General features: G+C 60.1%; 9 protein-coding genes. 1 reads left to right on the top strand and 8 read right to left on the bottom strand.

Going from position 1 to position 11,252, the window contains the following annotated elements; all coding sequences use genetic code 11:
- Window positions 1–148: 148 nt before the first annotated feature.
- The 4 genes from tnpC to DOD19_RS26815 form a co-directional block, all read right to left on the bottom strand.
- Window positions 149–484, bottom strand: coding sequence for a Tn3 family transposase post-transcriptional regulator TnpC (gene tnpC, locus DOD19_RS26790; protein WP_012430353.1), 336 nt, complete (start codon window positions 482–484; stop codon window positions 149–151).
- Complete coding sequence (locus DOD19_RS26795) at window positions 477–3,476, bottom strand: Tn3 family transposase (RefSeq protein WP_004637366.1); 3,000 nt, start codon at window positions 3,474–3,476, stop codon at window positions 477–479. The genes tnpC and DOD19_RS26795 overlap by 8 nt, the downstream gene beginning before the upstream one ends.
- A 71-nt stretch (window positions 3,477–3,547) precedes the next feature.
- Complete coding sequence (locus DOD19_RS26800) at window positions 3,548–3,982, bottom strand: hypothetical protein (protein WP_112189069.1); 435 nt, start codon at window positions 3,980–3,982, stop codon at window positions 3,548–3,550.
- 1,516 nt (window positions 3,983–5,498) lie between these two features.
- Entirely contained in the window at window positions 5,499–5,903 is a 405-nt protein-coding gene (locus tag DOD19_RS26815; protein ID WP_024979381.1) for an HU family DNA-binding protein, read from the bottom strand.
- 296 nt (window positions 5,904–6,199) lie between these two features.
- Between DOD19_RS26815 and DOD19_RS26820 the strand changes: the two genes are divergently transcribed.
- Complete coding sequence (locus tag DOD19_RS26820; RefSeq protein WP_024979380.1) at window positions 6,200–6,484, top strand: H-NS histone family protein; 285 nt, start codon at window positions 6,200–6,202, stop codon at window positions 6,482–6,484.
- Between the two features lie 308 nt (window positions 6,485–6,792).
- Here DOD19_RS26820 and DOD19_RS26825 read toward each other — a convergent pair whose 3' ends face one another.
- The 4 genes from DOD19_RS26825 to DOD19_RS26840 form a co-directional block, all read right to left on the bottom strand.
- A complete protein-coding gene (locus DOD19_RS26825; RefSeq protein WP_024979379.1) occupies window positions 6,793–7,785 on the bottom strand; it encodes a DNA-binding protein in 993 nt (330 codons plus the stop codon).
- A 440-nt stretch (window positions 7,786–8,225) separates the two neighbouring features.
- Window positions 8,226–9,584, bottom strand: a complete 1,359-nt coding sequence (locus DOD19_RS26830; RefSeq protein ID WP_024979378.1) for a heavy metal sensor histidine kinase — start codon at window positions 9,582–9,584, stop codon at window positions 8,226–8,228.
- A gap of 3 nt (window positions 9,585–9,587) precedes the next feature.
- A complete protein-coding gene (locus DOD19_RS26835) occupies window positions 9,588–10,265 on the bottom strand; it encodes a heavy metal response regulator transcription factor (RefSeq protein WP_009240707.1) in 678 nt (225 codons plus the stop codon).
- Entirely contained in the window at window positions 10,262–11,236 is a 975-nt protein-coding gene (locus DOD19_RS26840) for a cation diffusion facilitator family transporter (protein WP_009240708.1), read from the bottom strand. The genes DOD19_RS26835 and DOD19_RS26840 overlap by 4 nt, the downstream gene beginning before the upstream one ends.
- Window positions 11,237–11,252: the final 16 nt, after the last annotated feature.

Here is an 11,252-nt window from a genome sequence, read left to right on the forward strand (position 1 = left end):
TGGCATGCTCCACGCGCGGCGGCTGCCGGCATCACCCACGAAAACGGGCAAATCGCCATGGCAGCCAGCGCATCGAAGGCGCCACCATGAGCTGGCCAACGAAGCGTGGCGACGCCTTCTACGTTGGCTTTCGGGCCGAATGGCTCGGCTAGTCGGCTGGGCTCAGGTGTTCCAGTGGCTCCAATGATTGGCGCATCCGCTCCAGTGCCGCGAGCCAGTCGCCAAGCTCCATCAGCACCGCGTCGACTTGTTCAACCAGTGTCGGTCCATCCGTGCTGTAGGCTAGGCTCGCGTCGTTAATCACGGTATGAGCCATGCCGTGCAGGCGCAGCAGATCGTCGCGCAACCCGTCCGGCGCGCATCGTGCTCGAATCCCATCGAGCAACTCCACCGCATGCAGAATGGTGCGGGTATCGAACGACTGCCGGAGCCCCTGCAATGCTTCGCTGTCGACATCCCCGTAGGGGGTCTTGGTCTCAGGCATGGCGAGCCCTGCGGACAGCGCGGGCGGGTCCCGCGAACAACCCATCGCGAATCCAGGCCTCCGGTACGCGCTCTAGGTGCAGCTTGTAGTCACCAAAGCGCTTGATGTTGTGGGTCAGATAAGGACTCAGGAATTCGATGTCGGCGACGTTCACTTTGATGCCCTCGCTGACCATCGTGCGTAGGGCCTGCATCAGGTCTGCGGTGTTCTGGAGGATCACGGCCGAGGCGATCAGGTCGTTGTAGCGCAGGCGTTTCTGCTGCTCCTCGGGCTCGTTTTCCGCGATCACGTCACCACCGAACGAGAACCACTTCGCAAAGCCGTTGTACGACTCGATCTTGTTGGTGGTGGCGGTCACTTCCTGGCGCAGCTCGCGACTGCCGACCCATTCGAGCAGGTACACGGTGCGCACGACGTTGCCCAGTTCTCGCGCGGCCAGGTAGAGGCGGTTCTTGCGGCTCTCCGAGCCCAATCTGCGCAGCAGCAGCGGCGAAGAGATGGTGCCGGCCTGGATCGACAGCGCCACCTGCATCAGGTCCTGCCAGTGAAAAGCGATCAGATCCCAGTCGACCACCGCCGAGAACAACGAATCGATGTGCTTGTATTTGACGCCGGCATCGGGCTTGTACAGATCCAGTTCCTTCCAGTTGCGAATGCGGGGCATCAGATTGATGCCAAGCAAGTGGGTGAAAGCGAAGACCGCCGCCGACTGCCCCTGCGTGTCGGCGTGCACGGTGTCGGCCTCGACGCTCAGGTTGGCCTTGAGCAGCCCTTCGATGACATAGATGGCTTCCCACACACCAGGCGGGATGAAGTGCCGAAACACCGCGATGTAATTGTCGGCCACATGCCGGTAAGCCACGGCGCCCATCTTGTGGTAACGAAAATGATAGCCGGCCAGCAGATTGTTGTCGTAGAAGTCGTATTGGGTACCGTCGGCGGCCACCGTTTTGCCGTCGCCCCAGTGTTTAGGCAAATCCAGGCGCAGGTACAGCTCGATCAGCTCGCGCTGCGCGGTCTCCAGCTTCTCCAGGCTCATGTGCCGCCGGTTGACGAACGACATCATATGGGGGGTGACGCGATCGCCCATATGGCGCGCAGCTTGAGTGGGTCCGAGATTGCAACCCATCGCGAAGATCGTCAGCAGATAGCGTTCGGCGGCGTTGCGGATCTTAGGATCGTTGCCGGAGAGCGGCCCGAAGTGCCGGGTGAACTGGGTCCAGTGCTCGATATTGGCCAGCACGTCGAGCAGGTTGCGCGTCGGCATGCGGCGGATCAGCGCCTGCTGCAAGGCAACGGCCGAGGGCGGAGTTTCGCGCGCAGCGGTGCGCTTGAGTAAGGGTTCGCCGTCAGCGCTGATGGTGACGTGCTGGCGCTTGTCCGGAAAACTTTTGTCCAGCGTCTGCGCGGCGTCGGCCAGCCACTGCTTGAGGTGCGCGACGAACTCCTGCGCGTTGGCCGGCAGATCCAGCTTGGCGCAGTACTCTGGCAAGCGCCGCTCGCACTCGCGCCACGGCAACAGGTGGCCCCGGTAGTCGGCAAAGGCGTCTGACCCCACCACGCACAGATCACCCGAGCGCAACTCGTTGACCATGTGGGACAGCACGCACAACTCCAAGTAGCGCCGGTTGGTGGGCGGACCCTCGTGGTGCGCTCGCCGGACCAGCTTGCGCCAGCGCTCGGAGGCAAAACTGAGATCGACTTCAGCAGCGATCCACTCCCGGTGCAGTGATTCGTTTTCCAGCGCGACCTCCAGCCCGGCTAACAACGTGCGTGATTGGCTGGTCGACTCCCACTCCAACACGCGGGCGAGGCGCAACATCACCGAACGGTGGGCGCGGAAGTGCCGCCACAACAGCGGCAGATAGTTGTTGCCGCTGAAAGCCCGCACTTCGGCGCAGCGCTCGCGCAGGGGCTCCAGGTCGCCATTGGGAGCCAACAGCTTGCGCACCTGCGCGCCGATTCGGGCATCGTCACCGCCATCGGCGACGATATCGACGACACCGTCCAGCACGGTGACAAGGCCTTCGAGCTTGGCGCGCTGGCGAGACTGGATGTATTCCAGTTCGTCCTGGGCCCGCTTGTGGATCGCGCCCATACGCCGGATAAACATTTCGGCGAGATCGTCGCGACTGCGCACGCGCATGTGAGCAAGCAAGGCCACGATCAACGTATAGCGCTTCTCAGGCAGCGTTTCCTTGAGGTTGGCTGCGTCCAGGCCCATGGCCTGGTTGGCCAGCGAACGTAGCTTGGTGGCAGGCACGCCTTCCAGGACGCCGGATAGGTCGCCAAAAGAATCCAACCACTCCAGATGCTCGATCAGCAGGTTCAGGTGTTTGCGCGAGGGCCGCCGGGCATGTCGCTTGATGTTGTTGTAGGCGGTCTGCCGGTTGGCGAATTCGCGCGTGAGAAGCTTGTCCAGGCGCTGCCGATCCTCTTCAGAGAGCCGGCGTGCGACCCGCCTGAACATTGCGTTTTGGGTGCGGGCATGGATTTGCTCGACGATGGTGTCGAGCGTTGAGAACGCAGGCAGTTCAACCTGCTGCAAGATCAGCGCATCAATAGTCGCGTTGATAATGTCCACCGGCTGATCCATCGTCTCGGCCGCTTCACGTGCAGCGCGGATGGTGACCTCATTGGCGTCGGTGCCAATGTAGGGTTGCACGCCGAGGAATTGCCGCACGACGACGTAATGCCGGAACAGCGTGGGAGAGACTTTGCGGTCGTAACCGAACGGCGTATCGGGGTCCAACCCCGCGCAAACTCGCACGTGATCGACTACGGCGGTGGGAATCGCATCAAGATAGGGGAAATAGTGCAGTTGCTGGAAGATCTTGAGCAGCACCAAGAGACCTAGGCGCGGACTCTGGCCGCGGGTCGAGCGGGTTGCCCAGTCCAACTCCTCAGCGGTCGGCGTGTAGCAGGCCTGCAGCTCTTTCGTGGAGAAGACCTTTGGGAAACGCGGGTAGGCAGTGCGCTCGACGGTGGCCATACAGGGATCTCCACAATCGCTGAAGGGCCGGCCAGTCTAGCCGACGGCAAAGGCGGAAATCCAGAGGCTCTTTATAACCAAGAGGCATGCATGCAAACTTCTACATAACTGGCGGGCTTATGATAGCGAATTGGCCTTATCTTGGCATGACCCCAATAGCCCACGCCCGCAGACGTGACAGCGTCGTAGACCGATCCATTTCCATCGCTTAGACCCAAGAGCGTAGTGAGCTTCGTCACAACCTCGAAAAGGATTGTCTGCCCATCTGAGCCTGGATCAACCGTGTCGACATAGACAGGCTCGTGTGGCTGCTGGACCGCCCTTGAAAGCTCACGCCAACCCGCATAGCCCATTGCAGTAGCCATGAACTCTTGAGTTTTCTGCAAGCTGGGTTGAAGCGTTCCAGGGTTTCGCCAGTTCCCTGGCAGTTCCATGGCGGTGAAGGCGTCGAAAAGACGGCGAGCCATGCCTTTGGCTTCGCGAAGATGAGCGGGGAATAGACGCATGGCAGCTCCTTGGCATGAGGGTCGGCGGCGGCTCGCTCACCATCGACCCCGACAAGAAGCAGGATGAAAGGCGGTATTACTAAGTGGCAGTGCCGTTGCGGCTAACCCAATGCGAGCGGGACGCTTTCTGCCAAGCGTAGATTTAGATTAGCACAGATGCGCCATGCGGGGCCGCAATCCTCAGAGATTCGAGTGCACGATCCGCTGTCTTTTCAGACAAAGCCCCCGCAAGAAACTTGCGCATGGTCGGGCTATAGATTGAGCCCTGCCGCGAGGAACTATTCGGCGAGTATCAGCGGTATGGGTGCCCGAGCCGGAAAACGGAAAAGGTCGCCTGAAAGTGCCAATTTCAACGACCCGGCCACCAGATACTTCCATGTTCAATGAACCAAGAGTTCCACGTTCGCTGAACAATTCAGCAGTGAAGGTCCCCAATCTCACGTTCGAGCGGTTCAAGATTCAGTGAATCTCGACAGAAGGTTTTGGCGCGCGCGCGTGCGGGCTATCATCAGGTAGGCAGACTTTTCTAGGATTCCATGAAAGCACGCACGCGCTGGCTTGCCTGTACTACCTGTACGGTCTTGCGGGACCATGTTCTCGACACCAGCGGCCAGACATCGCTAGGGCCCTGTCGCACCACCGAGAGCTGGGTCTGCACAGTTTGCGGAACCGTCCATCCAGTCGCGCCGGCGAACAGCGATCAGGCCGATCGGGACCGCCTAGAGCGACTCGGCCAGATCCGCTTGATTGACTGAGTGTAGGGCACCAGAGTGGCCGCCTCGCGCAGAATGTCTAGCGTGCCCCAGGATAGGCGGCGTTATTGGAGTTGGCTAGAGGATCTAGCAGCGCACGCCGGAGTCGCAGATAGTTCTGAGTGACGAGAGCCAGAAAAGCTTGATTCGTTTCGCAACTTCGCCGGGAAGGGCTAGAAGTTGTGCTTCGGTGGTGCACTATCGAGTGCATGCTGACAAACGGAAGGGAGGAAGCGTGAACAATCGAATGTTCCACAACGAGTCTGTTCGAGGCTTGGAGTTCCAGGGGCTGATAAGCGCTGACGGCCCGTACATCACGTGCAAGAGCCGATCGGGCGGTGTTGCTCTCGGGGTCTGCGGATTGCGCAAATTCGCCCCCGTCGACCCTATGAATCGTCCGCGTAACCAGGGATGGTGGCTTGTTAAGTACGACAACGAACCTCGCCTAGACCTGACCGACTTCTCAGATTCGGATGTGAAACAACTGAGCGAGGCCTTTGGAATTGCGTTGCTCCCCCCGCATCTGCTCGTCGCGCAACAGGTACGGCGGGACTACTTTTTCAAGTCCCGGGCGGGGGAGGCCTTGTTTGCATGGGTTCGGGCCCACCCTCGATTGGCAAGTCAACACGCACGCTACGACGCGTATCTGCCAGGCTGGCATAGCGAGGCAGTCGCATCGCACGAATAAGGCGGATGCAAGCGAACACCATAAAAAAACGGGAGGCAGAGCCTCCCGTTCGTATTGTTAGCTTGTTGCAATGGATTTACAGCGCTGCGTCCTTGACCTTCTTCAGCGGGCGAACCTTGACGCGCACAGTGGCCGGCTTGGCTTCAAACCACTGCTCTTGACCCGTGAACGGGTTTTTGCCGAAACGACGCTTGGTCGCCGGCACCTTCACGGAGGTCACCTTGAAGAGGCCGGGAAGCGAGAACTCGCCAGCGCCCTTCTTGTGGACCGCGCCGAGGATGGTGTTCTCCAGATGCTGAAGTACGGACTTGACCGCCTTGGCTTCGACTCCTGCCTTCTCAGCGAGGTGGCTCACCAGGCTGGCTTTCGTGAAAGTGTCCTTCAACGGTTTGATCGCAGTAGCGGCGGCTGGTTTGGCTGCTGGTGCTGCCTTCTTTGCCGGTACGGCTTTCTTTGCTGCGGTCTTGGTTTTCGTCGCCATGGAGTGAGTAGTTTTCAGAAAGTTAACCATCCAAGGATGGCGAATGACAGTGCGATTTTTCGCGTGTCAAGCATAGCAAAGCCAAAGCCTTTTTGGCGATCTACGGCTGAAGTTTCCAATCGCAAATCAATGTCTCTGCTGGAGGACATTCTAAGAGGGCAGGGCAGGGTGCCGGTTTCCTGGATCCCTCGGGTGGCTCAATTGCTGGTAGTCTCGCTGCTGCGCTAATTGAGCGCAAAAGAGGCAGGCAAGGATTCAACTCACCTCTTTCACATTCGGCATAAATTAGGAACACCATGGCAACCTATAAAGAATTGATGGCCAAGAAGGCTGCTCTCGATGAGCAAATTGAAGCCGCGCGCAAGGCGGAGGTGGAACAGGTCGTTCAACAGATCCGCCAAATCATGCAAGACTATGACCTCACCGTTGAGGATCTGGGGGTGAAGCGTGTACGGAAGGCGCACGGTAAAACGCCTGTGGCACCGAAATACCAGGATCCGAAAACAGGGGCGACTTGGTCGGGGCGCGGTCGGGCGCCTGCGTGGATCGGTAAGAACCGGGACCGATTCCTGATCGCCTAACGCTAGCGTCGACTCTCGCTTGGGTAGATCTGCACAGAGCAGCGATTCGCCGGCCGGTGAAGCTCGCTGCGCGCTGCGGGCGTCAAAATGGGTCAAATGACGTTGCGATCCACACCACGCGCCAACTGTTGTGGGGACTTAATGGATGCAGAACTGCTCGCCGTGGTCGAGGTTGATCGCGCTGAACGGGGTAGTCGTCCTTTTCGCGCAAAATCTGGCGGTTTCGTCTGAATTTCCTTTTTAGATCAGTGACTTGGAAATTCAGCAATTTCGCGGCAGTCGTCCTTTTGATGCAGAATCTGGCGGTTTCATGCCGCCGGCGCCGCTACTCCGAGCTGCGCCCGGTAGTCAGCCAGTAGCGTCTGCTGGGCTTCGAGCCGTGCTGCCAGCTTGGCCAACTCCGTCGCCGTCTGCTCACGTTCCGCACGCGAGGCCGCAAGCTCATCGGCCTGGACCTGCACCGTCGCGCGCAACACATCCCGTTCCGTCTCCGCCCGCGTGTGGTCGGCGTGCGCTTGGTTCAGCGCCGCCAGTGTTTGCTCGCCGCGTGCTTCCAGTTCGCGGGCACGCTTCGTTGTGGCCCCGGCTTCGGCGACCAGCCTCGCGCCATCCCTGTTCAACTGCGTGATTTCTCCCTGCTTGACGATCAGCGCCTGGTTGGCCTGCCGGATTTCCGCCTGCAGTTGCTGGACCTGCTGCTCGTGCCGGCGCGCGTTCTGATCCCGCTGCTCCTTGCTAGCATTGCGGAAGTGGTCCAGCGCCTGGTGGGCGTGCTGCAGCTTTTCCTCCAGTGAGCGTCGGAAGCCTTCATGTTCGGCCAGCCGGGCCGTGAGGTCCTGAACCTGCTGCGCAGAGCGCTCCGCCTCGATGGTGCGCTGCTGTAGCGCCGCTTGCGTGTCGCTGTGCGCGGCCCGCTCCTTGGCAATGGTGGCATGAGCCTGCGCCAGTTCGGCGCGAAGCGCGACGAGATCTGCGGACAGCTTGTCGGCCTCTGCCCGGACTTGCTGGCGCTGTGCCGTGGCGGCCGTGACCTGCTGGTCGACCACCGCCTGCGCCTCTTCGTGCAGGCGCGCCGCCAATCTGCCCACCAGATCCAGGATGGCGTCGGAGGTGGTGCCGGCCCGCTTGAGCGCCGCGCCTTCCTCTTCTTCCAGTTCCTTCAGGTAGCGGTGGATCGTCGTCTTCGAGCCGGTGTTACCCAGCGCGATACGTATCGCATCAATCGAGGGGTGTTGTCCCTTGGCGAGCAGCGAATCGCGAGCACGCTTAATGTCAAGACGACTGAGTCCGGCACGGGCCATGGCGTTAGAATTTGATACTGTGGTACGTACCATGTATATACGTACCTAATTGACGCGTCAAGGTGATTGGTTTGAGTCGAAATCTCACATGTGATAATGGCGGATTATCACGTGTGAAACCTCTCACATAGGGCTCCAGTCCAAACCTTCGGTACGAAACTCCAGAAAAGCGCGATTCTCGAAATGCTGGCCGCGCTCACCTGTCTCACGGCGGAAGGCGACAGTACGTTGCGGCCGGCAACGCGAAAACTCACCTTGCGTAGCCGCGGTTCGTCGTTAGGCGAGATGCCAAGTGCCACACCCCAAAAACGTTCACCTTTCCACGGCAACGTATGGTGGTGCCCCAGCAGCCAATCTCCGCTGGTCTTGCATCTGTCGGGCCGGCTCGCATGCTTGTCAAATGCGAGACGCCAAGCCTCGCTATACGCGCACCCAGCTCGCTAATCGACGAACGGAAACCGGAGTGAGAACCGGGTGACGCTGCCAGGGAATGTCGCGACCGATGCAGTGCCCGCATGCAACTCCATGATAGATCTCACGATGGCGAGCCCTAAACCGGTCGACTGATCAGAGTGGGAACGCGCTTGGTCGCCACGATAGAACCGATCAAAAACGCGTTCCCTATCCTTGTCAGGTATCGGGACGCCCTGATTCAATACGTGCACTGTGACAGAGTCTTCGTCACGCTGACAGTTCAAGCTCACGACCGAGCCATTGTCAGCATGGCGGACCGCGTTCGAGAGCAGGTTGCCGACGGCGCGCCGGAACATGGTCAGGTCGGCACTCACGCTGCCGGACACCGAGACCTCAATCTTCACGCCCTTGTCTTCACCCAGCACGGCAAAGTAACTCGCCAGCTTGGACAACTCGGTGCTGAGCTCGATTGGCACACGACCCAGTTCGACCGTCGCCGCGTCGGCGCGTGCCAGGAAGAGCATAGAGTCAATCATGCGCGAGAGGCGCTGATACTCCGCCAGGTTGTCCTCCAGCAGGGTCACGTAGTCGGCTGCTTCTCGTTCACGCGAGAGCGCCACCTCGGTGTGGCCGATCAGGTTGTTCAATGGCGTGCGCAAATCGTGCGCGAGATCGGCGGAAAAACGATACAACCGCTCATAGCCCGACTCCAGTCGCTCCAGCATGGCATTGAATGCGACGCCAATTTCGTGGACCTCCGTTGGCGCACTGGGGGCGTCGATGCGGTAGCTGAGTCGTTCGACGTTAATCCGGTGCACCTGCTGAATCAATGCCCGTGCTGGCCTGAGTTCTCGTCGGGTGATCAAGGCGCCCAGAAGCGCGGTGAAAACCGCGCCCACCAGAATGCCGACGACAATGCTATTGCCCAGTCGGGTCACCACCTGGCGCCTATCGTTACCGCTCTTGGCCACCGATACCGTGGCGAACGGTACGTCATCACTCGCCTCGACGAGGCGCTTTCCAATGATCCATGTGCCGTCGTCATGAATTCCCACCCCAGTGGCCGCCTGATCGAAATCCGATGGCAGGTCGTCAGCCGTTCGATAGACGAGCCGGCCTTGCGGTGTTCGGAGTCTCAACGTCAAACCATCGTATCCCCTGACCAGATCGAACAAGCTGTGTTCGAATTTCTCGGTCTGCTCAAGGCTGCCAGCGTCTCGGACCAGGTGGCTCACCTGCGTCAGCTTGGCCTCGATGATTTCTACGTCCCGCGAGCGTAGTTGAGTATCCAGGGCGTAGTAGGCGTAGGCCCCCATGCTAGCCAGCGCAAACGTGACCAGGATCGAGAATAGCGAGGTCAGCCGACCGATCAGTGAACGCGCCACGTCTCATTTTCCGCGATGAGGATCAAGGACATAACCCATGCCCCGGACGGTATGGATCAGTTTGGTATCGAACGGCTCATCGAGCTTGGCGCGAAGACGGCGTATCGCCACGTCCACGACGTTCGTGTCGGTATCGAAGTTGACATCCCAGACGTGCGAGGCGATGGACGTGCGGGAAAGCACCTCCCCACTGCGGCGAGCCAACAGATGGAGCAGGACGAACTCCTGGCTGGTCAACTCCACCTTGACGCCGGCGCGTACGACTTTGCGGCCAAGGACATCGATATCGAGATCGCCGACGCTCAGATGCTCGGATTCGCGACCGCTGCTTTGCCGCAGGCAGCGGCGAATTCTGGCGAGCAGTTCGGCAAACGCGAACGGCTTCACCAAGTAGTCGTCGGCGCCGAGTTCGAAACCACGTACCCGATCGGCCACGTCATCCCGCGCCGTCAGAAACAGAACCGGGACATCACTCTTCTGCCGGATCATCTTGATCACGCTCCAGCCGTCTGCACCCGGCAGCATGACATCCAGCAGGATCAGGTCGTACCGCACCTCGCTGGCGAGATGCGCCCCGTCCATGCCGTTTGCGGCAATATCGACAACAAATCCGGATTCAGTCAGGCCCTTGAGCAGGTATTCCGCGGTTCGAGCCTCGTCCTCGATGACCAGTATTTTCAATGAGAGTGTCCTTGATGACCGTGGCGTTCGTCGGGTTGGCCGCTCGTCGCAGCAGCAATAGGCTCGCTGGGCCGGAAATGCGTCACGGCATCCGCCTGCGCGCACGGCCGCAGTTCGAACTGGATGGTGATATGCGTGATGCCGAAGCGTTCGGCAAGCCGGTCTCGGGCGACCGGCAGAATGTCGCGTTCGGGATTGACGGCGGGTTCGTTGACCAAGTGCACCGTCAAGCTGGTCTTGCCGCTCGTCAAGGACCACACATGCAGGTCGTGCATGCTGCGAACGCCGGGAATTGTCAACAGCGCCTGCTCCACGGATGGTAAGTCGATATCCTCTGGCACGCCTTCAAGCAGAATGTTGATGCTGGATTTGAGCAGGATCCAGGTGCGAGGCAGCACCCACAGCCCAATCAGCACGGCGATAGCCGAATCGACCCAGGTCCAACCGGTGAACCGGATAACGATCGCCGCAAAAATGACGCCGATCGAGCCCAGCAGATCGCTCCAGACCTCCAGGTAGGCCCCCTTGATGTTGAGGCTCTGTTCTCGGCCGCCTGCGAGAACTCGCATGCTGACGATGTTGACGACGAGGCCGATGGTGGCGATCCCCAGCATGCCCAACGATTGCACTTCGGCAGGCGCGCGCAAGCGCTGATATGCCTCGTAGAGGATGTACAGCGCTACCCCAAACAGCAACAGCGCATTGAAGGCCGCCGCCAGAATCTCAAAACGGTAGTACCCGAACGTCCGCTGCTTGTCTGCCGGCCGCTTGCCGATCTGGATCGCTGCGAGCGCAATGGCCAGTGCCGCGGCATCCGTGAACATATGCGCGGCATCGGAGATCAGCGCCAAGCTCTTGGTCAAAATGCCGCCGATCAACTCGGCGAGCAGAAACGTGCTGGTCAGCGCGAGCGCGATTTTCAATGCACGCTCGTTCCCGGTTGCATGGCTGTGGTCATGTCCTGCGCCCATGGCGAAAGCTCCTTGC

The sequence above is a fragment of the Ralstonia sp. GX3-BWBA genome (assembly GCF_003290055.1).
In the GTDB taxonomy this organism is placed as follows: Bacteria; Pseudomonadota; Gammaproteobacteria; order Burkholderiales; family Burkholderiaceae; genus Ralstonia; species Ralstonia holmesii.

What these genes read in the sequence shown, in the direction of transcription:
- tnpC (WP_012430353.1), bottom strand. Translation starts at nt 484, where the DNA reads ATGCCTGAGACCAAGACCCCCTACGGGGATGTCGACAGCGAAGCATTG.
- DOD19_RS26795 (WP_004637366.1), bottom strand. Translation starts at nt 3,476, where the DNA reads ATGGCCACCGTCGAGCGCACTGCCTACCCGCGTTTCCCAAAGGTCTTC.
- DOD19_RS26800 (WP_112189069.1), bottom strand. Translation starts at nt 3,982, where the DNA reads ATGCGTCTATTCCCCGCTCATCTTCGCGAAGCCAAAGGCATGGCTCGC.
- DOD19_RS26815 (WP_024979381.1), bottom strand. Translation starts at nt 5,903, where the DNA reads ATGGCGACGAAAACCAAGACCGCAGCAAAGAAAGCCGTACCGGCAAAG.
- DOD19_RS26820 (WP_024979380.1), top strand. Translation starts at nt 6,200, where the DNA reads ATGGCAACCTATAAAGAATTGATGGCCAAGAAGGCTGCTCTCGATGAG.
- DOD19_RS26825 (WP_024979379.1), bottom strand. Translation starts at nt 7,785, where the DNA reads ATGGCCCGTGCCGGACTCAGTCGTCTTGACATTAAGCGTGCTCGCGAT.
- DOD19_RS26840 (WP_009240708.1), bottom strand. Translation starts at nt 11,236, where the DNA reads ATGGGCGCAGGACATGACCACAGCCATGCAACCGGGAACGAGCGTGCA.